The organism is Cupriavidus pauculus (assembly GCF_002858765.1).
Classification (GTDB): Bacteria; Pseudomonadota; Gammaproteobacteria; order Burkholderiales; family Burkholderiaceae; genus Cupriavidus; species Cupriavidus pauculus_B.
This window is the reverse complement of the sequence record NZ_PJRP01000017.1, coordinates 118,762-143,064: the sequence shown is the minus strand read 5'-3', so window position 1 is coordinate 143,064 and position 24,303 is coordinate 118,762. Positions and strand designations below refer to the sequence as shown.

Genomic DNA, 24,303 nt, shown 5'->3' with positions numbered 1-24,303 from the left:
CATCGCCGTGAGAGCCGCGCATGCATCTGGGGAAATCGTACTCAATATCCGAGCTTACGTTCTGGTCGAGGCGGCAGATTTACGCCTCGCTGGCATGTGCCACGCTGCCCGTCCTGCTCTATCAGTGTCTCGGGCTGAAGTGGCTGACGATACCGATCCCGGTAGTGGTGCTGCTGGGTACGGCCACGTCATTCATCGTGGGCTTCAGGAATGTGCAAACCTATAGCCGCGCGCTGGAGGCACAGCAAATCTGGACCGAGATACTCAACGGCAGCCGGTGCCTTGGGGTGATGAGCCGCGACTTCCTGACCGGGCATCCGGCAGGCCGCGAGCTGATTCTGCGGCATTGCGCGTGGCTGACGGCGCTACGCTATCAGCTGCGTACACCGCGGATATGGGAGAACGCGGGCAAGCAATCAAACGTCGAATTCCGCAAGTATTACCAGATCCCCGAATGGGAGACGCCTTTGCCGCAGGTGCTGGCGCGCTATCTGACGCCAGCCGAGATCGATGCCGTCATGCAGTCCCCGTGCAAGGCCACCCGACTGCTTGGCATTCAGTCTGCAACGATCAAGCGGGTGCTCGAAGCCGGCGAGATCGCCAACGGATTCTATATGGAGCTGGGCGGAACGATCCGGGGCTTCTTCAACCAGCAGGGCCGGGCGGAGCGCATCAAGGACTATCCGTATCCCCGGCAATATGCGGTCATCAACAAGCTGTTCGTCCGCACATTCTGCCTGCTGCTGCCGTTTGGCATTCTCATGGAGTTCGAGAAGCTCAATGCCAGTGTGTCCGGCATGATGCATGGCCACATGATCTGGCTGGTGATTCCTTTCAGCACGATGATCTCGTGGATGTACCTGGCGCTGGAGCAAGTAGGCGAAAGCACGGAGAATCCGTTCGATGGCAATGCCAATGATGTGCCGATGGCGTACATCAGCCGCAAGATCGAACGCGAACTGATGGACCTGATGGGCGAGCCGTGCGACATTCCCGATGCCCCGGTCGCGCAAGACGTGGTGCTGTAACTGGCGCGAATCCGTCCGACGCCATCACCCCTGCCCGGTCGTCCACCAGCGCCGGTCCCCTCAAATTGTTGCCGGGCCGACAACACTGTGAGCAACCGATCAGCCCTGTTCGCGCGCAATGTCCTTACCTAAGATCAGCTTCGCCATGGGCTCCGGATGTTGGCGGCCCAAGCACGGATCTATGGGTATCCACGGCATACTGACCTTCTCAAAGGAACACATCATGCGATCGGACAATCTTCCGCGAAACAGAATTGTGGCCACGGCACTTCTTGCCCTCGTGCCCGCTGTCGCCTTCTCCCAGTCGTTCACGGTCAAGGTAGAAAATCTCGATCGGAACGGCAATTTTGCGAACGCGCAGGTTTACAACGATTTTGGCTGCCATGGCGACAATGTGTCGCCCCGTATTTCATGGTCACACGTTCCGCCTGGAACGAAGAGCATCGTGTTGACCGTCCACGACCCCGATGCGCCCACTGGGGGCCTGGGATGGACGCACTGGAGCGTCGTCAACATCGCGCCGTCGGTCACATCGATCGAAAAAGGGGCGTCAGGAAATGCCACGCTAATGCCAGCCGGCGCCATCGAGACGCTGACAGACTTTGGAAACTCGACGTACGGCGGGCCTTGCCCGCCTGCAGGGGAATCTCATCGCTACGTCTTCACCGTTTCCGCGCTTTCCGTCGCCAGCATAGGCGTCAAACCGGCTTCGAGTCCCGCGCTTGTCGCCTATCAGATGCACGGCAATATCATTGCGCAGGCGAAATATGTTGCGAGGTATCACCGCACATCACAGTGAGGCACGGCATCTGCCAGAAATCCCGGCATTTCGGCCGCCAGACCGCCAACACGCGCTTTCCCCCAAATGACAGCCACGGCAACCGCCGTGGTTTTTTTTCGCCCCTAGGTTGGTCTTTGCTGTCCCCTACGCTCTCGCGCATGCAACGAAAATGGGCGGCAAGCCGTCGATGATCCACTCGCTCGCCATCGGATCATACGTAAGGATTCCCGTCCCGATACCCACGTGTTATAGGCGGACCCCGCCTGGCCTTCCAGAATGATTCCAGTCCGCGCTGACCCGCTGTCATGGGGACAACGGCATCGCGACACAGCATCAATCCAGGAGCTCGCCGCATGGATGTCCAGACAATCCGGGCGCGCGCGTACGCCACGCCGCTGACCAGCCCCGCCTACCCGATGGGACCGTACCGGTTCCTGCATCGGGAGTACTTCGTCATCTCCTATCGCACCGACCCCGAACTGCTGCGCGCCGTGGTGCCGGAGCCGCTGGAAATTGCGGACCCGGTGGTGCATTACGAATTCATCCGCATGCCAGACTCCACGGGTTTCGGCGATTACACGGAGTCCGGCCAGGTCATTCCGGTGACATATCAGGGGCGGCCGGGCAACTACACACATTCGATGTTTCTGGACGACCATCCGCCGTTGGCGGGCGGTCGCGAGATCTGGGGGTTTCCGAAGAAGCTGGCGACGCCGCACCTGTCCGTCGAGAAGGACACGTTGCTGGGCACGCTCGACTACGGCCCCGTACGCGTGGCCACGGGCACCATGGGCTACAAGCACCAGTGCATCCCCCATGCCCAGGTACGCGATGCGCTGGCCGGCACCCCCAATTACCTGCTCAAGATCCTGCCGCATGTCGATGGCACCGCGCGCGTGTGCGAGTTGGTCTGCTACTTCCTCAAGGATGTTGAGGTCAAGGGCGCGTGGAGCGGCCCTGCCGCGCTCTCGCTGTTTCCGCATGCCCTGGCACCGGTGGCCTCGCTGCCCGTGCTGGACGTCCTAGGCGCCAAGCACTATGTGGCCGACCTGACGCTTGGCCTTGGCGAAGTTGTCTTCGACTACCTGCAGCCGTAACCCTTATCCCATTTCCGGAGAATCATCATGAAACTTCAAGGCAAATCGGCCATCGTCACCGGCGCCGCCAGCGGCATTGGCAAGGCTATCGCGCAACTGCTCGCACGGGAAGGTGCGGCCGTGGCCGTGGCCGATCTCAACGAAGAGGCCGCCGTCATGGTGGCGCGTGCGATTGAGGCTGAAGGCGGCATCGCCATGGGCGTGGCCATGGACGTCACAGACGAGGACGCGGTAGATCGCGCCACCGATGCCGTGGCGGAGCGTTTCGGCGGCGTCGACATTCTGATCTCCAACGCCGGCATCCAGATCGTCGCGCCGGTGCACGAGTACAAGTTTGCCGACTGGAAGCGCATGCAGTCCATCCATCTGGATGGCGCGTTCCTGACCACACGCGCGGCACTTCGCCACATGTACCGCGCCAAGACGGGCGGCACGGTGATCTACATGGGTTCCGTGCATTCGCACGAAGCGTCGCCGCTCAAGTGTGCCTATGTGGCCGCCAAGCACGGCCTGCTAGGCCTGGCGCGCGTGGTGGCCAAGGAAGGCGGCGAGCACAACGTACGCTCGCACGTGATCTGCCCCGGCTTCGTGCGTACGCCGCTGGTGGACAAGCAGATTCCCGAGCAGGCCCGCGAACTCGGTATCAGCGAGGAAGAAGTGGTACGCCGCGTGATGCTGGGCGGCACCGTCGATGGCGTGTTTACCACCGTCGACGACGTGGCGCAAACCGCTCTGTTCCTGTGCGCGTTCCCATCCACCGCGCTCACGGGCCAGTCGTTCGTAGTGAGCCACGGCTGGTTCATGCAATAACCGCGTGCCCCATGCCGCCCCCGGCGCATTGCCGGCGGGCGCCACGTGAAATCCGACCAGGCAGGAGCAGACATGTATCAGGAAACACCGGACTTGCAGGGCACCTCAGGTGCCGCGACGGCGCGCCCCGCCATCGATAGCGGCTACGCCGTCAAGGCACTGGTGCTGCAGGGCGGCGGCGCACTGGGTGCCTATCAGGCCGGCGTCTACGAAGGCCTGGCGGAAGCCGGGATCGAGCCGAACTGGGTGGCAGGCATCTCGATTGGCGCACTCAATGCCGCGATCATTGCCGGCAACGCCCCCGAACACCGCGTGGAGCGCCTACGCGCATTCTGGCAGCACATCTGCCGCCAGCCATGGCTGCCCAGCCTGTTCCCGTATGAGGTGCTTGCCGACAGTGCACGACATTGGCCCGATGCGATGCGCATCTGGTTCGACGGTATCGAGGCCGCTCGCGCACTGGTGGAAGGACAGAACGGCTTCTTCTCGCCGCGCCTGTGGCCGGGCGGCTTCGTGCAGCCCGAGGGCGCACATAGCGCAAGCTATTACGACACGCGGCCGCTGAAGGCCACGCTGGAGCGATTTGCCGATTTCGACCGCATCAACCGCCACGAGACGATGCGCGTATCAGTAGGCGCGGTGAATGTGCGCACCGGCAACTTCGTCTACTTCGACAACACCCGCACCACGCTGCGCGCCGAACACTTCATGGCTTCCGGCGCCTTGCCGCCTGGCTTTCCCGCCGTGGAGATCGATGGCGAATACTACTGGGATGGCGGCCTGGTATCGAACACGCCGCTATCTAAGCTGCTGCGTGAACAACCCCGCCGCAACGCCCTAATCTTCCAGGTGGACCTGTGGAGCGCGCAGGGTGCCCTGCCGGAAACGCTTCAGGCCGTGGCCACGCGCCAGAAAGACATCCAGTATTCCAGCCGCACGCGCTTCATCACCGATTACATGAACGAGCAGCAGAATTTCCGCCGCCTGCTCAGCGATGTATTGGCCCTCGTCCCGGCGGCACAGCAAAAGACCGAGGCCTACCAGCGCGCAGCCGAAAATGCCTGCGATGCCCGGCGCAACGTCATCCAGCTGATTTATCGCGACAAGTCATTCGAAGGCAGCGCCAAGGACTTCCAGTTCGGCCCGCTGACCATGCGCGAACACTGGCGTAGTGGCCTGGACGACATCCGAGGCACATTGGCGCACCCCGAGTGGCTGGCCATGCCGACGCACACCGCGCCGTTCGTCACGCATGACATCCATCGGTGTCAGGCCGGTCAACCATAGGCAACCCTCCGCTGCGGCGCCTCGCTCATCATCAGGCGCGCCGTCAGCAATTCCACGCCGCTGGGAGGTCCACCGGCACACTCCCGGCAGTTTGGGAGGTTATTCGCCCTTATAGCAGGTCCATCTTCGGGCTCCATTTTTGATGTCAGGTTTCGACCTTTGAAGGCCCTGCGCCTTGGATCACGTCAGCTTCCTACGCATGGCTAGGAAACTTCTATTTTCCGCCAAATTGCCGCGCCATCTGAGCCATAGTGCCTTCTTGCAAGGCCTGACATATCGCACAGAACTGCGCGCCTATCCCCAAACCAGCGGAACTCCGTCCTTCCTGGCCAGCACCGCCGCCCACTCTCAACAGAACGGTTCTCGCGCAAACGGACACGTCTGGGCCGACATTGACAATGGGTTGAGGGCGAACACTCAACATGTGTGACTGCGCGCCCTCCACTCTTCCTATCGCCGATGGCTGGTCCAGTAGCTCTCGGCGAACGAGTAGCCAGCCCTCAGAAATTCCTCCAAGCCTTCAGTCCCAGGCTTTCCGTCTTTTCCGTAAAACAAGGCATTTGTCATTTGGTTAAATACCGTTTCACCGCGCGCGTTTGCTTTCTTGATTCCCTCGACGAACTGATCCACGTTGATGCCTTGCTTTTCTGTCCCGCCAAAGTCCTTAAACAGGGCCAACGCCTTATCCTTCTCAATGCTAGCTTGGCCGAGAAGGCTAACAAATTCGTCTTGGCTCAGTTGCAGGTTGCCGTCTAGATCACCCTTCACAAGAAATTGTGGTGCCCACACTTCCGACAGTGGGATCGCCGATTTCAAGTGGCCCTCCCGAATGTCGCTGCTCATCGTCTTTGTCGGCTGCTGTGCCGATTCGGATGTAACAGGCGCAGATGATGTGCTACTAACGGTCGTCATATTTTCTCCTAAGTGGGATAGAGATCGATATAACGGATTTCAAGGCAGAGGCACTGGAGTGACATTTCAGGGGGTATGCCTGCTCATTAATCGACATCGCTTCGGCCTTACCGCCTACATTGCCCAGGTAATTGCTGTCACTCGTCAGTCGCGATGATTCCCAGTGTCATGCGGGCATCGCCTAGACCAATCCAACTTATCGGCGCGTACCGCGTGCCTCCGAATCTGTGACCGAAGGCCTGCACGCACTTCTTCCCTTTCGGCGTTGGTTAGCATTACACCAGCAGAACTGCCCCGAGCCACCCGGCGGGACGCCACTTATGGGACGAGCAACAGCTTGCCCGACGTCTTCCGGCTCCACATATCGGCATGGGCCGTTGCCGCATCGGCCAGCGCGTACACACCACCATTGAACACCTTCAGCTTTCCTTGACGTACCCAGTCGAACAGCTTCGCCGTTCGCTTACGCAACAGTTCAGCTGTGCGAACGTGGTCGGAATACACGGCAAAACCGATCTTGATACTCTTCGGGAGACTGAATAGTTCGACCGCCCTGGACTCCTCTAGCACCGGGCCAAACCAGCAAAAGGTTCCAGCGTGCCGCAGAGAATTCAGAGATGCCTGGAACGAAGCCGGCCCCGACCCATCATAGACGACGTGCACACCTTCGCCGTTGGTCAGTCGCATGACGGCGCCAGCGAACCCTCCGTCCCTGTCGACCAGCAGGTCATCCACGCCGGCCTCTGTCGCCACGCTTCGCTTGGACTCCGATGAAACGCGGCCAATTACCCGCCCCCCGCGCAGCTTGATGATTTGCGTCAATAGTGAGCCAACGCCACCGGCCGCCGCATGCACCAGTGCGATGTCCCCCTGCTGCACCGGATAGAACTCCGTCGCGAAGTGGCTTGCAGTCAGCCCATTCATCATCAACGACGCCGCAGTGCGAAAGTCGATATCGTGGGGCAGCGGAACGAGGGACTCGGCCGGCATCGTAATCATCTCGGCGTAGCTGCCCGGTGCGTAGACCCAGGCCACGCGATTCCCGACAACAAAGTCTCGCACGCCGTCCCCGACTGCCAGTACAAGCCCCGCCCCTTCGACGCCGAGAATCTTCGGATTGGACACCCCCGTCCAAGCCATACCTTGCCGAACGCCGATATCCATGAAGTTCACGCCCGCAGCCTCAACACCGACGAGCACCTCGCCTGGCCCGGGATTCGGATCCCGGCGATCAACGTACTCAAGTACATCGACATCGCCAACATCCTTCATGACAACCGCTTTCATTGCTCTTCTCTGTTTCTATAATGTTCGAAAAATAACGCAAGAATATGCAGAGGGCCTGCAATACGACCTGGCCAATTGGCCGAATTCCACGCTCGGTGCGACATGGGCGTCAACCCTCTCCTGTCGCATTTCTGCCGTTCGTCCTCGCCAGATTGAGCCCTCGATTAGGAGGGATAACTACCGTCGCCCCTGGCCCCCGTCACTGGCATTGCTCATACACAATCAGTAACGTCCTGCGATGTATGTAGCGTTGGGAGCCAGGTTCTTAAGGATTGTTCTGCGTGACTCCCATACAGAGAGGTCGCCCGAGAACGTTATCGCTGCGCCCGCGGATCCGATTTCTTGAGCCGAGCATTGAACAACCCCATTTAGGAAAGCACCTCCCGCCGCTTCGATATGAGCCTTCAAGGCTCGCAGCTCATGCGGCATCGAAGTCGTGAGGTTGACGAACTGTTTTCGTCGAACATCAACGCTAATTCCACCGATCTGCAAGTCTAGATCCATGACATTGGAGGTCACGATTAATACAACGTCAGAAGCGTTCACTGCTTCTTGGACGGTCCGTGCTACTCTGACACCGCGCGCTCGAAATGGACGAGTCTTCGCCTGCGTGCGGTTCCAAACGACGAGGCGTGGCCCCATGCTTACGAGAGACACGGCAATTGCCGAACCCATCGTCCCGAGACCCAGTATCGCGACGGTTGTGGCCATCAATCATCCTGAGATGCGAGCATGTTGCTATCCACGAGTTCGTCGCAGCAAAAGTTCGCTCGAAGCGCTTCGCGCTGGCACAATGGGACAGGGCAATACATAGTTAAGACGAACATTCGCCGACCGGCTCTCGTCACCCAAACTTGCGGCAAGAAAACGCGGCACCGGCCGCCCGGTGAATGACATCCACCCATTTTAGGGAGACAGTTCTAGCCGTCTCCCCTCTCAGGTCAATGACGGTCACGCTTACAGCGTAAATCCACCGTCAATCGTGATGCTCGCGCCTGTTATATAGCGTGCATCATCACCTACGAGGTAGGCGATCAGGCCTGCTATCTCAGACGGGTGCCCAACGCGCTTAAGCGGGTTCATTCCTGCGAGGACTTCCGTCGATCCCGCAGTCATGTCAGTTTCGGTAGGGCCTGGCTGGATATTGTTGACTGTGATGCCTCGCGATGCGAGATCGAGCGCCACGCCCTTGACCATGCCTGCAACTGCGGTTTTCGTCAGTTGATAGACACTAAATCCGGGCGTGCGAGTATGAAGCGCAACGTTGCTACCGATCGTGACAATACGAGCGCCGTCATTCAGATGAGGCACTGTCGCCTGGATGGAGAGGAAGACTCCACGGACGTTCACATTCAGCATCTGGTCAAGGTCTTCGAGGCTCACCGCATCAACAGTACCTGCCCGCAAGATTCCTGCGTTAACCACCACGGCATCGAGGTTCCCAAAACGGGCCGTGGCGTCCTTTACCGCCTGGCGGATCGCAACCGGATCAGCACTGTCCGCTTTGATGGCGAGAGACCCTACACCTTGTGACGCAATGCGTTCCGCCAGTGCATTTGCCTTGTCCGTGCTTGCTGCAAAGGTAAACGCGACGTTGAAACCTTCTTGTGCGAGGCGATCGACTGCGGCAGCGCCGATACCTCGCGAGCCACCAAACACCAAAGCAGTCTTGGGAGAAAAGTTTTCTTTTTGCATGCTCTTTCCTTTATTGATCGTTCAGTCCATAACTCGTCAAAAAAAGACCCCGTACGAGGTCTTCGGAAAATGACACGTACGGGAGCGTCTATGCCGCCTTCAGGCGACCAACTACGAAATCTGCTTGCCTGTGCAAGTCCACCATCGTCGCACCTGCGCGGGCAGCCAATTGGAGGCCGGTCATCGTGGTGAGGACGAAAGCTGCCGCTGTCGCCGGCTGAACGTCGGAATCGATGACTCCTGCCGCCTGGCCCTCGACAATCCGCTCGGCAATTCGCTTGCCCACCGCTTGCGATACTGCATGAGCGAGGCGCAGCAACTCCGGGTCGGAGGTACCAAACTCGCCTACCGCGCCGACACCAAGACACCCCAGCGCACGCTGCTCATCATCGGACGGCGCGAGTCCTCGCAGCAAAGCGCGGATTCCCTCTAGTGGAGACGCTTCGCCATTGAGCCGCTTCAGATGCACACTGACCATTTTCTGATGGTAGGTCTGCAGCACCTCCATATAGAGTGACCGCTTATCGCCAAACGCGTTGTACATGCTCTGGCGGCCGATATTCATGGCCGCCAGCAAATCTTCTGTTGACGTCGAAGCAAAGCCCTTAGCCCAGAAGATGCCGGTTGCTCTTTCCAGAGCCGCATCGCGATCGAATTCTCGTGGTCTCACCATGGACACCAGATTAGCTTATTATGGACCGATCTGTCAATAACCAATTGATGGGTTTCCAGTCCGCATCCCGGTCAGCGAGGACATCGGAGGGCGGTCAATGTTCGCACTCAGAACATTGGGCAGATGCTCGCGCCCGATACCGCCATCTACCGCTGACTCAATACTGTGACTCGAGGACCGTTACTCGAAAGAATGTATGGCAAAGTACTACGATCCGAACGACTCTTCGCAGCAGCCGATTCGGCACGACACACGCGCCGAGGTCGGCAGGCATTTGCGCCGTCAAGTGGACGATCGAGGGCAGCCTGCTTGGAACGCCAGGCAATCCACCGTTGGAGAGGATTCTGAAAAACTATATCGATGAAAAGGACAGCTTGGCTGGCGCGAGGCTCACGCTGCTTCGCAAGGGTCCAGTCGAGCTCTATCGTGCACAGTTTCTGCAGTCGACGCTCATCGCCGCCATCCCGCTCGCGCCCGTTTCGGATGCGATTCGGGAGCAGTTGCGCTACGAGTACAGCATCAGAGATAAGCTTGTTGGTGGTTTTGCCCTCCGTCCTTTGCGGTATGCCGTTCACAATCAGAACCCCGCCCTCTTGCTAGATGATCCTGGCGGCAGACTGTTGTCTGAATTGGTCTCCGAGGCAATGACACCGGACGAGTTCCTTCGGCATGCACTTCAAGTGGCGATGTCCTTGTCGTCTGCGCATAAGGTCGGCTTGGTTCATGGCGGACTCACGCCGTCAAACATCTTGGTCCAACCTGCAGACCATCGCACAAACCTGACAGGCTTCCGTGCGCAAGGCCGCATTCTGGCTCTCGCAACAGCCGACGGCGCCGAATACGAGATTGATCGAGAGTACTTGCACTATGTAGCACCGGAATCGACGGGTCGGGTCAATCGGATTCCGGACGAACGTTCAGATCTATATTCATTGGGCTGCATCTATTTTCACATGCTGACCGGCGAGGTCGTGTTTCCCGGACTCGCGCCTTGGGAGCTTGTTCATGCTCATGTCGCCCGTCGCCCCGACGACGACGCGCTGCAAAATCTTAGGCACCAAGTCGGTGGGCCGATCGTCGACCTGGTTTGCCGACTACTCGCGAAGGAGCCAAATGAACGCTACCAGACCGCCGCCGACGTTGTAGCTGAACTCGTTACACTGAGGTCGCTATATCAAGCAAAATCTAGCCCATCAATCTCGAGACGACGTCCTCTCGGACTATTTCAGTCGGAAGCCCTCCTAGTTGGCCGCCGGCTTGAAATAGACCTCCTACGACGTGCCATCCACGATAGCGGCAGCGAGAAAAAGCGGAGCTTGTGGTTGGTAGAAGGTCCAGCTGGCATCGGCAAGACCACTCTCATCAACCATCTCCGAAAAGACTCCGATGGGAAGAGCTTCGAGTTCGCTCACGGCAAATGCGAACTCGAAGACGGTTTCACCCCCTATGCCAGCCTCTTCCGAGCGTTGAATACGCTGTCAAGAGCGGCGCTCGCCTACCCCCCGTCCCAATACGAGCAACTCCAGCGGCGCCTCCGGGATTCGTTAGCGGAGGAATCGTCGATCATCACGACCATCTTTCCCGGACTAACGGGCCTCCTTGGGGAACAGGCACACAAGCCAGCGATATCGCCGCAAGCAGAACGGTCGCGATTCCTAGAGGCGATCGCGAGGCTGCTCAGTGCATTCGGCACGCCCGACCGCCCGCTCCTTTTGTTTTTCGATGATTTGCAATGGATCGACGAAGCCACACTGGAGGTTGTTGCATACGTTATGCGTAGTGTCCTTTGCCGCCACGTTGTCGTGGTCGCAGCGATGCGCGACAGACAAATTGAGCACCAAGGTCCCCACGTACAACCGTTTCTTTCAACCAACGCAGTCGAAAGGGTGCCGCTCGGCCCCCTTTCTGAGCGGGAAGTGGGCAGCCTTCTAAGCGCCGTCCTAGCTGATAGCACTGACAGTTCCGACACCCTGGTGAGCGCGCTTCTCCGTACCGCTGGCGGGAACCCACTTCACACCATCCAGCTAGTACGCTCTCTCATCGCAGATGACGTAATGGTCTATGACGAGAGTGCGGGCAAATGGAACGCATCCCTAACAGATGTCGAGGCAAGGTCGAATAAGTCCAACGTCGTCGAGCTTCTGTCTGCGCGAGTGGCGACGTTGCCTGAAAATTCGTTGGTGGCAATACAGTATTTGGCCATCCTCGCCGAGCCTTCATCGGTTGATACTGTGGCTGCGGCGATGTCTGTGCCTGAGAACTTGGTTGCACTGGCGCTGCAAGACGCATTGGACGAACAACTCATTGAACTGAGGGACGGACAATATGCTTTTGCACACGATCGAGTTCGGGACTCCGTCTATCTGACCCTGAGTGAACTACAGCGAGACCAGAAACATGTCGAAGTAGGTGTCAATCTTCGGAATCACGTCGTTAAGAACGAACTGAAAACCAGCGCCTTCGTCATCGCGAAACATCTTGCCCGGGCAACCCTCCCGGCTGCTGATCCTCGCCGACGGCAGTTCGCGTCCATCATTTTTGAGGCAGCATTGAAAGCCAAGGAGGCCACCGCATATGAATCGGCGATCTCCTATCTTATCGATGCCCGCAGGTTTCTCGAGGACAGGGTCAACCTTGATGGAGACTTGCTATCGCTCATTGAACTAAGGCTTGGGGAATGCGAATTCGCATGTATGCGTGTCGCGCCGGCTTCAGAGCGATTGGCTGCCATCCGCACACAACTTCTTGAATCTGAGCACCGCGCCGAACTTGTTCGGCTACGCCTGGCTATGTATGTGGCTCTGGGCCAAACGGAGCAGGCACTTGACATCGGCTATCGCTATCTAGCCGAAGAGACGGGCATCGCACTGTCCAGGGAAATCGAACCGGGCAGCCTCGAGCTTGAGTATCGTCGTTTTTTGGAACTATACGCAGGCCGCACCGCAGACGAGCTCTTGGCGTTACCATTTATGAACGACGATCGCGTACGGAACGCGATGGACGTCATGACGGATCTCATTCCAGCGGTACAGTTCACAAGCAAGGAATTGGTCGAAGTTCTCATACTTCGAATGATCAATCTGAGTCTTGAGTACGGGCTTTGCGATGCATCCAGTTACGCCTATATTTGCCTAAGTTTCGTAGCAGGAGCCAAATTCGGCGACTATACGACTACCGCAATATTTGGCAGGGTAGCCATGCGCCTGCCCAAGGAGCGCGGCCTTAACCTCTACGAAGGACGCGTCCAGATGTGCTTCGGGTCGCTGAGTCTTCCCTGGACGGGCCCTGCGGCAGAGGCAAAGCAGCATCTCGAGGAGGCGGCCGAGCTTACCGGCCGCCAGGGCGACTTGACGTTCGCAGTTTATTCTCGACGGCACATTGTCACCAACCTTCTTTTCAGCGGAGGATCGCTATCGGAAGCGCAGAAGGTGGCAGAGGATGGTCTTAAGCTCGCACGAGAGGCCAGATTCGCGCTCGTCATTGACGCATTCATGGCACAGGCTTGGTTCATACGTAAGCTCAGAGGTATGCCCGTGGACATTAGCCTGCCCGACTCGAGCGTCGACTATGCCGAACTCCTTGCTGACTGCATTAGCGGTGAGTATCAAAGGCATATTGCAGCGTTCGCGTTCTGGACATACCGCCTACAGGCATCCTTTCTTTGGGGAGGGAGATCTAGCTGATGCAGTGTCTGCTGAGGGGCACGCTCTAGACGCGGCTTGGGCATCGCCTGCATTCCTCGAGAATGCGGACTTTGTCTTCTACAGCGGACTGCTACGTATTGCGATGGCAAGAGCTTCTGCGCCGGGAGAACGCGGAACACATATCCAAGAAGCAATGGATCGCATCCAGACAATGCAGTGTTGGGCGAAATCCTGTCCGGACAATTTCCTTTCCCGCGAAAGACTACTGGTAGCAGAGCTTTCTGTCCTAATGAGCGAGGGGGGTAACAGTCTGGCCCTCTACGAGGAAGCTATAGCCTTGGCGGACCAGTCGCATGACATGCACCTCCAGAGTGTAGCCAGAGAGCTAGCCTCACGAACCGCGGGGCGTTGCGGCCTCCGTTCTGCACAGCAGGGATATTTGGAGCAAGCCAGAACCGCCTACGCAACCTGGGGAGCCGACGCAAAGGTAAAACAGCTCGAATCGGAATTCCCCTCGCTGCGGACTGGCCGAAGCTCCGATTTCCACGAGCTCGGAAGTGCGCACACGTGGAGCGAAGATCGATTCGAAGCGGAGGTCGTGCTCAGATCGGTGCGCGCCTTGTCTGGCGAAATATCCCTGCCGCAAGTCATCAAGGTTATTCTCGAGAGTGCACTTCAATATGCAGGCGCTGAACGCGCGGTCCTCTGTTTCCTTGAAGACAGTGCTTTGCATATTGCTGCGCAGGCAAAGGTAGTTCGTGGCCATCTCGAGATGGACCTCTCGCGTCAGCCGCTGTCTTCTGATTTAATTGCTGCGCCGATCGCCTATCTGACGCTGCGTAGCAAGGGGTCGGTTGTCATTGAAGATGCGCGACAAGACCCGGAGTATGGGTATGACGGATATGTGAGGGCGCATAGCTCACGGTCCATCCTGTGTGTACCCCTTGTTAAGCAAGGCGTACTGACCGGATTGCTATACCTTGAGAATGCTCTTATCGCTGGCGCCTTCAACGGAACTCGTGTCCGGACGCTCGAAGTCCTCGCATCCCAAGCGACTGTGTCTGTGGAGAACGCGAAGCTCTACGCAAGTGTCGAAGCGGAACATAGGCGGCGAGCTGAAGCTGAGCGTCGTGTCCGTGAAACGCAGACCAAGCTAGCCCAGGCCGCGAGGTTGACAGAACTTGGCGAACTCGCCGCTTTTATCGTGCACGAACTCAGCCAGCCGATTACTGCCTTGGGCACATACGCTCGCACGGCTATTCGGTGGCTGAATCGTGAGCTTCCTCAATTAGAGGAAGCAGTAGAGGCGCTCGAAAAGATCTCCGAGAGTAGTGAGCGTGCGCGGAGCATCATCCACAGCATAAGGTCGATGGTCAAAGATTCCCGTCCGAATATCGCGCCGGTTGACATCCAGGCGGCGATACTGGAGGTATTCAGCGTTTTACAAGAAAAAATTGATGCTGAAGAAGTCTCAATTTCCACAAGCTTTGAGCCTGGCTCCCAGTTGGTTCTTGCCGATCGCATTCTTCTGCAGCAGGTCATCGTGAATCTCGTGACCAACGCACTGGAGGCGATGAGTGAGGTTCGAGGACGCGAGAAGTGCATTGAAATCCAAACGCACATCGGTGAGGGCAACATGGTTTGGGTATCGGTGAGCGACACCGGCGGGGGAATAGCGGAGAAGATCTACGGACAGATCTTTGATTCGCTTGCCACCACAAAAGGTTATGGAATGGGTATGGGCTTGTCGATTTGCCGGTCCGTTATAGAGGCGCACGGAGGCGAAATTGATGTCTCCCGTTCGAACGAAAACGGTACGACCTTCTGCTTTTCTATCCCAGGAGCGCCATCATAAAAGCCGAGGAAATTAGCTACCCTTCAGCGCGATGACAGCCAACCTCGTCAGTTGATTTCAAAATTTGAAGAGCCCTGCGAACTCGCTCGCAGGGCCTTCTTTCCACACCTTGAAATAGCCTCAGGTCGGAGCACTTCTTTGTTACTACGCTTAGTGTCAGTCGCGAACCACGTCCATCATCCGCAGAAGCTCAGCCACTGACCGTACCTTCATTTTGCGCATGGCACTTCCACGGTACAACTTGGTCGTGAGCTCAGCTACGCCCATCATTTCGGCAACCTCCCTATTGGACCGACCGTCTGCAACGTGCACTAACACCTCTCTCTCCCGGTTGGTCAACAAGCGCCAGGCTTCACGAAATCCCAAACGGGTCCTCTCTACTGCTAGGCGCTGTCGATCCAGCTCGAGACCAGAGAGCACTGCGTCGACGAGATCTTGGTCCCGAAAAGGCTTTGCCAAGAAGTCGATTGCCCCAGCCTTCATCGCCTTCACGGTCATAGGAACATCGCCGTAGCCGCTGATAAAGACGATGGGCATGTGCGATTGCCTCGTGTCTGCCAGCGATTTTTGAAACAAGATACCGTTCCCTCCGCGTACACGGACGTCTAGTACCAGGCAAGCTGGACAATCGGGCTTCGGTACCCGCGCGTAATCGTCGATAGTGTCGAACGCCCTGACCTCCAAATCTACCGACTTGAACAAATCAGCGAGTGATCCGCGCACCAGTTCGTCATCATCCACCACATAGACAATCCCTTCCACTGGCTTGCGCAGCAAAAACTCAGCCTCGTTGGTGGGAGTTTCGTGGATGAACATGGTTCAGAATATACAAAGGTATATGAATCTAATCGTTAGTTAGTGATTGGCTGCCTAACGAAGCCCCCTTCGTCTCGGGGAGCAGCAGCACCATCAAGAGCACTATTCCGTAGGCAGCGCCGGAAAAAATGGAGATAGCCGTAGCAAGAGATGTGGTGTGACTGAGCATCCCTACCAAACTCGGGAACAGAGCGCCGATACCTCGCCCGAAATTGTATGTGAAGCTCTGCCCGTTAGCGCGACACTCTGACGGGTACAGCTCCGTCAGGTATGCACCTACGCCGCTGAAGATTCCGCAGGAAGAGAAGCCGAGTGGAAATCCCAACCAGAGCATCTGCTGATCCGAGAAGGGTACGGTCAAGTATAGGCATACCGATGTCATCGATAGTAGCGAGAACAGTATGAAGTTTCGCCGACGCCCCCAATAGTCGGCGAGGTAAGCGCCCGCGACATAGCCGCAGAATGACCCAGCGATAATCACGAACAGATAGGCGCCAGTATTAAATACCGACAGGTGGCGTTCGATCCGCAGATACGCTGGCAGCCATGTCGACATCGCGTAGAAGCCTCCTTGTATGCCCGTGCATAGGAGCGCCGCCAGCACTGTTCTGCGCAACATCAGCGGGGAAAAAATCACCCAAATAGTGGGCCTTTCAATACTCCGCTTGGAAGTATCAGCCAGAAATACTTGTGGTTCTGATACGTGCTTCCGCACGTACAGGACCAGGAGCGCTGGCAGTATGCCCACCCAAAACAGACTGCGCCAAGCTACCGATTCAGGTAGCACCGAAAAAGCGATGCTATAGAGGATAGCTGCTGCGCCCCAACCGATCGCCCAACCGCTCTGCACCAGTCCCACCGCTTTCCCGCGATGTTGTGGCGCAACGATTTCGCCAACAAGAACCGCTCCTACAGCCCATTCGCCACCAAATCCAAGCCCCTGGAGGGCCCGCAGCACGAATATCTGTTCGAAATCTTGCGCGAACCCGATTGCTAACGTGCTGAAGGAGAACCAGAGGATTGTCCACTGAAGCACCCTCACCCGTCCGTAGCGGTCCGCCAGCGTCCCGGCGATCCAGCCACCGATTGACGAGAATATCAACGTCACGGTGCTGAGAAGTCCCGCCTTGCTGCGATCAAGCCCCCAGAGTTCGATCAGCGAAGCCATCACGAAGCTGAAAACCATGAAATCGAACGCGTCGGTAGCCCAACCTGCGAACGACGCATTGAATGCACGCTTGCCATCGCGGCTCAATTCCGTATACCAGCCTGGGAGCATTCCCCCCATACGCATGGCGCGATTGATTTTATTTGTTGTTGTCATCGTCAAATATCTGGGGGTAGGCAGAGAACTCTTCGGGTCTACGGCATGGTCCGCGCCTCCCAACGTCGCGTAAGCAAATCGCGGTCACCGTAGGCGCGGATTCATACAGGGAGTGCTACACGAGATCGCAAGGCATACCTTGGTACAGGGAGTGCTACACGACGCGACGGATGATACAACGCGACTATTCGGGCATCAATCCTATACCTAAGTCGTTAATATTCAATAACCTATATGGTCTCTGCCCCAAACTCTAGCACCGTAAATTTGTTCTCACCTGCGCTCATGATGTGCTAAATTCATTCATGGAGTGCACACTAAATAAAACGCGCACCAAAGGGTCAGAAACAGGGCTGCTGTATTGGCTTGAGAACTAAGAGATGAACAACAAACTCGGCGCTATCCGCGAAACTACGTTGGTGCGGGACACCGATCCGTCAGTCGGCGTTTATGGCGCAGCGCCTCCGCACACAACGTTCGGCCGAGAGACGCAGATGCCTTCGCTAGACATGCATGCGTTGCGGCAGATGTCCCAAACCATGGCCGCCGAGGTCACACCTAACACGCGCGTGCGAACTCTGCTGCATGCAGCTATGGAAAGGACGGAAGCAACTTGGGGCCTTTTGGCAGTGAGACACAACGGACACTGGGAGGCTGCAGCTAGCGCGCGACCATCGGGTTCGCCTCAAACTTGCGGTAAGCCTTGGGACAATGACGATCCGCCGGCACCGGATATGCTTCCCACATCAATCCTGTGCCATGCCGAAAACCAGCGCAACGGTCTCGTTCTGCACGATGCCTGGAGTGCCCCCAAATGGCAAATCGACGATTATGTGCGTTGTTGTCAGCCACGCTCAGTGCTTTGCGTGCCCATGCGCTGTAATGGCAAATTGGTCGGCGCAATGTATTTGGAACACCAGAGCATTGCCGGCCTGTTTACTCCATCAAGAACGGCCGTGGTCGAGATTATTGCACTGCAGGCTGGGCTCGCCCTAGAACATGCTCGTTTGCACGACGCGCTATCTGCGCAGTTAGAACAGCTAAGTTGCACAGAGGAAAAGATGCGACAGACGCTCTCGGAACTCGAACGTGCCACGCGACTTAAAGGCCTCGGCGAATTGGTGGCTTCTATCGTCCACGAGGTGGCACAGCCAGTCACCGCACTAGACTCATCTGCGCGAGCCGGCTTGCGGTGGTTGGACAGCAACACACCAAATGTAGACGCGGCACGCGAGATGTTTGCACACATTTCCGCATGCGCTAGTCGCGCAAGGACAATCATCAGCGGGCTGCGTGCAAACGCGCGACAGGCAGAGCCAGTCTTCACTACATTTGATCTCGACGAAGTCTTGACTGAAGTCGCGACCATCTTGACTAGCACGCTTGATGCGATGAAAGTCAGTTTTCAGCTGATTCAACTCTCCGGACCGACACCAGTGCATGGTGAACGCATGCAGTTGCAGCAAGCGTTGATCAACCTAATTATCAACGGCGCTGAATCGATGGCGGATCAACCGGAAAACACGAGGCTGGTCGTACTTAGCGGAGAAGCAATCGATGATTTGTTGCATATCCACATCGACGACAATGGCGAGGGTTTCGACCCCGCGCTAGAACACTGCCTATTCGAGCCGCTATTCACTACCAAGCAAAACGGGATGGGGATGGGCCTTGCGATATGCAAATCTATCGTTGAGACGCACCAAGGCCGACTCGAACTGGTTCACCGCTCCGAAGGGGGCACCCGGGCGACACTTACGCTACCCGTGGTAGCTACGATGGTCTCCATACCTCGACCTGCGCCGTAAGGCTTCTACAAGCGCCTCTTGCCACTACCATTACTGCAGGAGCAAGTGTTCCTTTTTGGCAGTGACGATGGACCATGGCAAGACAGGCCTGGATGCAGACTCGGCATCCAAACCGATCGAAAACGACCGAACTCAACCCTCGATCGCCAACGCCTGCAGCATACGGACAATTTCTACTACGCTGCGCGCGTTCATTTTCCTCATTGCCTGGCCACGATAGATCTTCGCCGTAATTTCGGCCACGCCCATCGCGCCCGCGATCTGTTTGTTCATTAAACCGCGAACAAGAAGTCGCAACACCTCGCGCTCGCGCTCGGTCAGCGTCTCCCAATTTGCCCGCAATTCGCGAAGAGACTGCTCGGTCTCAATCCGCGTAGCATCGCGCTCGAGTGCAGCAACTACAGCATCGATCATGTCTTGGTCTCGGAACGGCTTGGCAAGAAAATCTACCGCTCCAGCCTTCATCGCCTTTACCGTCATCGCTATGTCAGCGTGTCCACTGATAAAGACAATAGGAATGTGCGGCACTCCCTTCTCTACCAGCGACCGTTGAAATGCCAGTCCACTTAAGCCACGAAGTCTGACATCCAACACCAGGCAAGACGGCCCATCAACCTGTGGTGCGCGCAAATACTCCTCGACCGAAGGGAAAGGCCTGACTGCCAACGCAATCGATTCGAATAAGCAGCCAAGAGAGCTGCGCACCAAATCGTCATCATCGACAATGTGGACAGTGCCTTGCACTAAGGCGTGCGAATCTGGTAATGGGGCTAGACTAACAACAGACATGATATTGAGCGGGAAGTACACGCAGCCAGATCAGACGCTGATGCAACAGTATAGTAATACCGGCGACTGTGAGGATAGGCGGAACGCCGAAAAACGCTGGACTACGCAGCAGCGCTCGAACTCGGGAGATCGACGCGGACAGTACGCAACACGCTGTCGATGACAAACGATTCCCAATGCTCAACTGCATCCGGAGCGTCGAGGTCCTCGCCCAGGAAGGCCGACAACGTGTACCGGTTTGAAGAATAAAAATACGCCGGCGATGCGATCAACAAGAAAACGTCGCACGCTGTCAGGGTCGGACGAAACAGTCCGCGTTCAATCCCGCTGGTCACGATTCCTTCGACGATGCGCACCGCGCGATAAGAAAACTCGCCGCGAGGTACAGAACCGGAGACATGCTTCCCCTTGTGGAGATTCTCCGTATTGAGCAGATTGACGAAGTCGGGATTGCGCCGGTAGTAGTCCAGTTTGAACCGGATGAGGACCTTTAATGCCTCCACTGGATCCGAAGGATCTGGTGAGACCTTCGCCTCTGCCTCGTCCATACGCCGGTAAATGGATCCGAGCACGGCTACAAACAGACCCTCCTTGCTCCCGAAGTAGTAATAGATCATCCGGTCATAGGAATTTGCCAGCCTGGAAATCTTCTGCACACTGCCGCCGTCATAGCCATAGCGTGCAAAGACCTTCGTAGCCGCGCGAAGAATCTTGTCTCGCGTTGCTTGTGCCGCAGCCTCGCGGACCCCGGTGCCACGCACGGCTCTTGTCACTACTCTGGACATATCAATCCTATGACACCAGGACAGAATCTCCTTCGTTCCTGTGTCCGTAATTTCATACAGGGAACACTACATGAGTTAAATGATCATACTAGGAGTTGGCAGTGAACGCAATCGACTGATTATATTACTTATTATTCAATGACTTAACTGATTGTAGAACCCACCAGAATGAGGCTATTCTCTCGATTGATGGAGCGTTCACAACATAGAATCTCACGGAAAAAACAGCCAGGAAGGCCTTAGAAAGTGAGTAGGTGAACCAAGGACGCTGCCACTGATGCGGAAACGTGCGGCAGCACTGTCAGACTGCGGCATGCGCATTTCCAGCGTATGAACCGACCACGAATGAATGCCGGGGCCAGGGCGGCGGATGGCCCCGGCATTCATTCGTGGCTTGCGTGTCAGTTCGCGCCTGCTCTAGTGGCCTGATAGGCTTCCAGACGTCGCTGAAATTCTCGATTGGAGAAATCCGGTCCACCGTCTCCGCGGAAATACTCAGCTAAGCCAGCACGCTGCCAAGCTTCGAGGTCCGCGCGCACTTCCGCACGGGTCAATCCCCGCTGGGGCTCCGCTGCCTGAACTGCAGCTGGAAATGCCACGGAGAGACCCCAAACGATTCCAGAGACGATGACGGAAGCAGCTACGGAAGAAATTTGAATGCGAGTCATGATTGTAGATCCCAGTGTTAAGTTGTCATGTCCGAGCACCTGTTGTCAGCCCGGCCCATGGGTCCTATTAAATCTCCCGAACGTATCCCTCGCGTAGCAACGTCGGTCCTGACTTGTGGCGCTACGTATCGAAACGCCATCCATGTACGCCCGCTTACAAACATCCCCGAACACCGTCGAAAAAGCGGTTTGATAGTGCGGCACTACGGTGTCTTTGCGAAGTGCTAGGCAGTGCGTTTCCGACATCTCTCCCAACGAACGGAAACGAGCCTTGCAGGTAGCGGGTAGCCTTCCCAAGAGAAACCGAGATTGTCCAAACTCGGCGCTCATACACTGCAGGCTCGATGCCTCGAAGCTTCGATCGGGCGAAGCCGAGTCAAATAAGTCAGTTTGGCTTTCAAGGGAAGGATCAATATGGATCGGTCGAATATCTACGCTCGCCTTGAAGAACTTGGGGTGGTACTGCCAAATGCTGCCTCGCCCGCAGCGGCCTACACAATGTGCGCGCAGTGCGGCCAGCTTGCATATTTATCCGGCCATCTAGCCAAACAGGATGGAAAAATATGGACGGGTCGGCTCGGCGAATCGCTCTCGACCCAAGAAGGTCACGCCGCTGCGCGGGCCGTTGCGATTGATCTTCTGGCGACCCTTCATACCCATATCAAGGATCTGAACACGATCAAGCGCATAGTCAAGCTGACGAGCTTGGTCAACTCTGCGAGCGATTTCACGGAACAGCACCTCGTTACCAACGGCGCATCCGAATTCTTCGTTGATGTGTTTGGAACGAGCGGAAAACACGCACGTAGCGCCTTCGGTGTCACTCAGCTCCCGTTAAATGCCTGCCTAGAAATCGAGTTGATAGTAGAGCTGACTTGATGCGCTAGACGTGGTATCGCCACGGCGGTCCATATTGTCGAACGGTGCTAGGGGCCGATCCCTCGGGATTCCAGAGCGATCGCTCTCGGTTATTGCATGCCTTGGCCGCATAACATGCGAGGCCGACCGCTAACTAGCAGATACCGTTACATTTTCGCGGCAATGGAGAATCTGCTGAGCGGTACTGCGCAACACAACGCAGTCATGCCGTTGACTAGTATTTTCTTGCCCATGAGCGCCCCGCTGCGTCGGTCCGGAGGTGCTTCATATCGCAATCGGACGGCAGCATAGGGGCACCTTGCAGCCATTCGGCCGCACCGAAGTTTTTTTACCAAACCGACACATATCCGTCGCGGCGTACTCTCGCTGCTCCGTAAGCCGACCTACCACTCTAAGTTGACGCCGCAACATGGTTCGGACCGCAGGCAACCGGGCAGACGCCAAGAAATTGGTGTCAACCCTAGCTCGCGTTTGCGTCATATTCGTATGGAATCTCGTCGTGGATATTTCCCCGGCTTTCCCAATATCCTTTCCATCCGAGAACGACGTGTCGTCCACCCCCGCCGCCTCCACAACGCCATCCCAGGTCTATACGCGGGGCAGTGCGGCGATCGCCCTGTTCGACGCCGGTAACGGCAGTGGGCTGCTGGCCTTCGGCGGCGCGCCGGGCATGCCGGCAGGCTATATCGATATCGAGTCGGATGGGCAAGGCATCGAGTACCGGCCGTTCGACGGCACCACGCACCGCGTCGCGGTATCGGCAGCCTCTGGATCTCCCTTCGTGCCTGCTTGATATTCGCTCGATCCGGATATCAATGTGCACCTATCTCCTCATGGCATCAAATGCAAATTGAGGGACGGCTGAGGCAAAACCACAGCCCCGCGATCCGCCTACCTTCGTATAGAGCTCGCTGGATGTTGTCGGTACGTGGATGCTCAACCGACCCAACCCGCGTGGCGACCAATTCACAGCCACGCCGAGAGAAGGCGGCAAGAATTCAACCTTGGTAACGAAGCACCCATCATGAACAAAATCATCACGGCTCTCCTAGCAGCCGGCGTTCTTTCGGCCCCTCTCGTCGTACACGCCGAATGGGTGCCGGTCAGCAATGACCAATCCGTTTTGATAAATAACGAACAATTCGTTGTCAATGGCGATAAGCGCGTGGCTTTTGTCAAGTTCAAAGGCGAAAAAGGAGATAAGTACGGAAGCGTCATTGTTCGAACAACGTTCGACTGCACCAACCTGACAACACTCGACACTTACAGGGCTCTCTACAATTGGAAAGGTAAGGTTGTCGACTCCGGAAGTCTGTATAGGGAACCGAACCCGACGATACCCGGAACGCTTGGCGCCCATATGCTGAAGGCTGTCTGCAGTAAGAGCGGTGGCGGCGTAGGCAACGCAACCGACTCGGGCGCGAGCGCGGGCTCGGGTGGTAACGACTCGCCGAGGTACCCGAATCGCACGCAGACGAACTTGTCGACAAGCATCCCTAACCTAAGCGGCTACGACAACGAAACGCGACGAACCATGGAGCTCGCCTGCATCTCGGAGAGGTCAAACGGTCCTGTTGCGTACGGTGCGTGCCTGAACCGCCAGATCGCTTCGCTGCAAGCCTCGCCAGGTATTCCAAATCTAAGTGGCTACGACAACGAGACGCGACGAACTATGGAGCTTGCTTGCATTTCGAGTAGGTCTAACGGACCTGTCGCCTACGGCGCGTGCCTGAACCGCCAGATCACTTCCCTTCAAGGCTCGCCTGGAATCCCAAATCTGAGACATCCACCGCAAAACCGCCTGTGAAGACGTCGTTGCGCGTGGGACTGACGTCGAACCGGTTGTTCAGATAACCCAACATCTTCCCCATCATTCAAAGCTGAGATCGAACCGGCGATCAGCCGCCGGTCCCTTTGCTTTCAGTAGCTCCGGATGATTCAGCCTTCCCGCTTTCGCACAAAAAGCGCCGTGAGAATGCCAATCAAGCAGATAGCCACCACATAGTGCGCCGGGGCCAGCTTGTCAGTCTTCAGCATGAGCGAGACGATGACCGGCGTCAGGCCGCCGAAAATCGCGTACGACACGTTGTACGAGAAGGACAGGCCCGAGAAACGCACCTGCGCCGGGAAGGCATGCACCAGCACATACGGCACGGCGCCGATCG

The 24,303-nt window shown here is 57.1% G+C and carries 21 protein-coding genes and 1 pseudogene; 11 read left to right on the top strand and 11 right to left on the bottom strand.

Annotated elements, in window-relative coordinates; genetic code table 11:
- The first annotated feature begins 20 nt into the window (after window positions 1–20).
- The 5 genes from CYJ10_RS27140 to CYJ10_RS27120 all read left to right on the top strand — a co-directional run bounded on the left by CYJ10_RS27140 (window position 21) and on the right by CYJ10_RS27120 (window position 5,003).
- Entirely contained in the window at window positions 21–1,028 is a 1,008-nt protein-coding gene (locus CYJ10_RS27140; RefSeq protein WP_101684531.1) for a bestrophin family protein, read from the top strand.
- Between the two features lie 223 nt (window positions 1,029–1,251).
- A complete protein-coding gene (locus CYJ10_RS27135) occupies window positions 1,252–1,827 on the top strand; it encodes a YbhB/YbcL family Raf kinase inhibitor-like protein (RefSeq protein ID WP_101684580.1) in 576 nt (191 codons plus the stop codon).
- 335 nt (window positions 1,828–2,162) lie between these two features.
- On the top strand, window positions 2,163–2,906 hold the full coding sequence (locus CYJ10_RS27130) for an acetoacetate decarboxylase (protein WP_101684530.1): 744 nt from the start codon (window positions 2,163–2,165) through the stop codon (window positions 2,904–2,906).
- A 24-nt stretch (window positions 2,907–2,930) separates the two neighbouring features.
- Window positions 2,931–3,716: a 3-hydroxybutyrate dehydrogenase gene (locus CYJ10_RS27125; RefSeq protein WP_180863081.1), complete on the top strand. Its 786-nt coding sequence runs from the start codon at window positions 2,931–2,933 to the stop codon at window positions 3,714–3,716.
- A gap of 72 nt (window positions 3,717–3,788) precedes the next feature.
- Window positions 3,789–5,003, top strand: a complete 1,215-nt coding sequence (locus CYJ10_RS27120) for a DUF3734 domain-containing protein (protein WP_101684528.1) — start codon at window positions 3,789–3,791, stop codon at window positions 5,001–5,003.
- A gap of 450 nt (window positions 5,004–5,453) precedes the next feature.
- Here the strand turns inward: CYJ10_RS27120 and CYJ10_RS27115 are convergent, their stop codons facing one another.
- From CYJ10_RS27115 to CYJ10_RS27095, 5 genes are all read right to left on the bottom strand, one after another.
- Window positions 5,454–5,915, bottom strand: a complete 462-nt coding sequence (locus CYJ10_RS27115) for a hypothetical protein (RefSeq protein ID WP_146002129.1) — start codon at window positions 5,913–5,915, stop codon at window positions 5,454–5,456.
- Between the two features lie 318 nt (window positions 5,916–6,233).
- On the bottom strand, window positions 6,234–7,202 hold the full coding sequence (locus CYJ10_RS27110) for a quinone oxidoreductase family protein (protein WP_101684526.1): 969 nt from the start codon (window positions 7,200–7,202) through the stop codon (window positions 6,234–6,236).
- Window positions 7,203–7,424: 222 nt separating this feature from the next.
- Window positions 7,425–7,913, bottom strand: coding sequence for an NAD(P)-binding domain-containing protein (locus tag CYJ10_RS35295; protein ID WP_101684525.1), 489 nt, complete (start codon window positions 7,911–7,913; stop codon window positions 7,425–7,427).
- A gap of 246 nt (window positions 7,914–8,159) precedes the next feature.
- On the bottom strand, window positions 8,160–8,897 hold the full coding sequence (locus CYJ10_RS27100; protein ID WP_101684524.1) for an SDR family oxidoreductase: 738 nt from the start codon (window positions 8,895–8,897) through the stop codon (window positions 8,160–8,162).
- A gap of 88 nt (window positions 8,898–8,985) precedes the next feature.
- On the bottom strand, window positions 8,986–9,570 hold the full coding sequence (locus CYJ10_RS27095) for a TetR/AcrR family transcriptional regulator (protein ID WP_101684523.1): 585 nt from the start codon (window positions 9,568–9,570) through the stop codon (window positions 8,986–8,988).
- Window positions 9,571–9,902: 332 nt separating this feature from the next.
- Here CYJ10_RS27095 and CYJ10_RS27090 point away from each other — a divergent pair, with 332 nt between their 5' ends.
- Together CYJ10_RS27090 and CYJ10_RS27085 are read left to right on the top strand one after the other, a co-directional pair.
- A complete protein-coding gene (locus CYJ10_RS27090; RefSeq protein WP_180863074.1) occupies window positions 9,903–13,253 on the top strand; it encodes an ATP-binding protein in 3,351 nt (1,116 codons plus the stop codon).
- Between the two features lie 400 nt (window positions 13,254–13,653).
- The gene (locus CYJ10_RS27085; protein ID WP_180863073.1) at window positions 13,654–15,069 is read left to right on the top strand and encodes a GAF domain-containing sensor histidine kinase; all 1,416 of its coding nucleotides are present in this window, start codon (window positions 13,654–13,656) and stop codon (window positions 15,067–15,069) included.
- Between the two features lie 156 nt (window positions 15,070–15,225).
- On the opposite strand, the gene CYJ10_RS27080 is transcribed toward CYJ10_RS27085, so the two are convergent.
- Window positions 15,226–15,885 carry a response regulator transcription factor gene (locus CYJ10_RS27080; RefSeq protein ID WP_101684520.1) on the bottom strand — a complete coding sequence of 220 codons (660 nt, stop codon included), beginning with the start codon at window positions 15,883–15,885 and terminating at the stop codon, window positions 15,226–15,228.
- 28 nt (window positions 15,886–15,913) lie between these two features.
- Entirely contained in the window at window positions 15,914–17,209 is a 1,296-nt protein-coding gene (locus tag CYJ10_RS27075) for an MFS transporter (protein ID WP_101684519.1), read from the bottom strand.
- A gap of 380 nt (window positions 17,210–17,589) precedes the next feature.
- Here CYJ10_RS27075 and CYJ10_RS27070 point away from each other — a divergent pair, with 380 nt between their 5' ends.
- Window positions 17,590–19,017, top strand: coding sequence for a GAF domain-containing sensor histidine kinase (locus tag CYJ10_RS27070; protein WP_101684518.1), 1,428 nt, complete (start codon window positions 17,590–17,592; stop codon window positions 19,015–19,017).
- Between the two features lie 132 nt (window positions 19,018–19,149).
- On the opposite strand, the gene CYJ10_RS27065 is transcribed toward CYJ10_RS27070, so the two are convergent.
- The 3 genes from CYJ10_RS27065 to CYJ10_RS35290 all read right to left on the bottom strand — a co-directional run bounded on the left by CYJ10_RS27065 (window position 19,150) and on the right by CYJ10_RS35290 (window position 21,259).
- Window positions 19,150–19,806 carry a response regulator transcription factor gene (locus CYJ10_RS27065; RefSeq protein WP_101684579.1) on the bottom strand — a complete coding sequence of 219 codons (657 nt, stop codon included), beginning with the start codon at window positions 19,804–19,806 and terminating at the stop codon, window positions 19,150–19,152.
- Between the two features lie 101 nt (window positions 19,807–19,907).
- A complete protein-coding gene (locus CYJ10_RS27060; protein WP_101684517.1) occupies window positions 19,908–20,591 on the bottom strand; it encodes a TetR/AcrR family transcriptional regulator in 684 nt (227 codons plus the stop codon).
- A gap of 401 nt (window positions 20,592–20,992) precedes the next feature.
- Entirely contained in the window at window positions 20,993–21,259 is a 267-nt protein-coding gene (locus CYJ10_RS35290; RefSeq protein WP_101684516.1) for a DUF4148 domain-containing protein, read from the bottom strand.
- 414 nt (window positions 21,260–21,673) lie between these two features.
- On the opposite strand from CYJ10_RS35290, the gene CYJ10_RS27050 reads away from it, so the two are divergent.
- The 3 genes from CYJ10_RS27050 (at window position 21,674) to CYJ10_RS34280 (ending at window position 23,945) form a co-directional block, all read left to right on the top strand.
- Window positions 21,674–22,138, top strand: a complete 465-nt coding sequence (locus tag CYJ10_RS27050) for a RidA family protein (RefSeq protein ID WP_101684515.1) — start codon at window positions 21,674–21,676, stop codon at window positions 22,136–22,138.
- A 547-nt stretch (window positions 22,139–22,685) separates the two neighbouring features.
- Window positions 22,686–22,931 (top strand): hypothetical protein, encoded by a 246-nt coding sequence (locus CYJ10_RS27045; protein ID WP_101684514.1) that lies wholly within the window; start codon window positions 22,686–22,688, stop codon window positions 22,929–22,931.
- A 231-nt stretch (window positions 22,932–23,162) separates the two neighbouring features.
- Window positions 23,163–23,945, top strand: coding sequence for a surface-adhesin E family protein (locus CYJ10_RS34280; protein WP_180863072.1), 783 nt, complete (start codon window positions 23,163–23,165; stop codon window positions 23,943–23,945).
- A gap of 131 nt (window positions 23,946–24,076) precedes the next feature.
- Here the strand turns inward: CYJ10_RS34280 and CYJ10_RS34460 are convergent.
- Window positions 24,077–24,303: pseudogene (locus CYJ10_RS34460) on the bottom strand (MFS transporter); the annotation flags it as partial.

Excerpts from the sequence above, each read along its gene's own strand:
- CYJ10_RS27140 (WP_101684531.1), top strand. The coding sequence starts at position 21 with ATGCATCTGGGGAAATCGTACTCAATATCCGAGCTTACGTTCTGGTCG.
- CYJ10_RS27135 (WP_101684580.1), top strand. The coding sequence starts at position 1,252 with ATGCGATCGGACAATCTTCCGCGAAACAGAATTGTGGCCACGGCACTT.
- CYJ10_RS27130 (WP_101684530.1), top strand. The coding sequence starts at position 2,163 with ATGGATGTCCAGACAATCCGGGCGCGCGCGTACGCCACGCCGCTGACC.
- CYJ10_RS27120 (WP_101684528.1), top strand. The coding sequence starts at position 3,789 with ATGTATCAGGAAACACCGGACTTGCAGGGCACCTCAGGTGCCGCGACG.
- CYJ10_RS27115 (WP_146002129.1), bottom strand. The coding sequence starts at position 5,915 with ATGACGACCGTTAGTAGCACATCATCTGCGCCTGTTACATCCGAATCG.
- CYJ10_RS27110 (WP_101684526.1), bottom strand. The coding sequence starts at position 7,202 with ATGAAAGCGGTTGTCATGAAGGATGTTGGCGATGTCGATGTACTTGAG.
- CYJ10_RS35295 (WP_101684525.1), bottom strand. The coding sequence starts at position 7,913 with ATGGCCACAACCGTCGCGATACTGGGTCTCGGGACGATGGGTTCGGCA.
- CYJ10_RS27100 (WP_101684524.1), bottom strand. The coding sequence starts at position 8,897 with ATGCAAAAAGAAAACTTTTCTCCCAAGACTGCTTTGGTGTTTGGTGGC.
- CYJ10_RS27095 (WP_101684523.1), bottom strand. The coding sequence starts at position 9,570 with ATGGTGAGACCACGAGAATTCGATCGCGATGCGGCTCTGGAAAGAGCA.
- CYJ10_RS27080 (WP_101684520.1), bottom strand. The coding sequence starts at position 15,885 with ATGTTCATCCACGAAACTCCCACCAACGAGGCTGAGTTTTTGCTGCGC.
- CYJ10_RS27075 (WP_101684519.1), bottom strand. The coding sequence starts at position 17,209 with ATGACAACAACAAATAAAATCAATCGCGCCATGCGTATGGGGGGAATG.
- CYJ10_RS27070 (WP_101684518.1), top strand. The coding sequence starts at position 17,590 with ATGAACAACAAACTCGGCGCTATCCGCGAAACTACGTTGGTGCGGGAC.
- CYJ10_RS27065 (WP_101684579.1), bottom strand. The coding sequence starts at position 19,806 with ATGTCTGTTGTTAGTCTAGCCCCATTACCAGATTCGCACGCCTTAGTG.
- CYJ10_RS27060 (WP_101684517.1), bottom strand. The coding sequence starts at position 20,591 with ATGTCCAGAGTAGTGACAAGAGCCGTGCGTGGCACCGGGGTCCGCGAG.
- CYJ10_RS35290 (WP_101684516.1), bottom strand. The coding sequence starts at position 21,259 with ATGACTCGCATTCAAATTTCTTCCGTAGCTGCTTCCGTCATCGTCTCT.
- CYJ10_RS27050 (WP_101684515.1), top strand. The coding sequence starts at position 21,674 with ATGGATCGGTCGAATATCTACGCTCGCCTTGAAGAACTTGGGGTGGTA.
- CYJ10_RS34280 (WP_180863072.1), top strand. The coding sequence starts at position 23,163 with ATGAACAAAATCATCACGGCTCTCCTAGCAGCCGGCGTTCTTTCGGCC.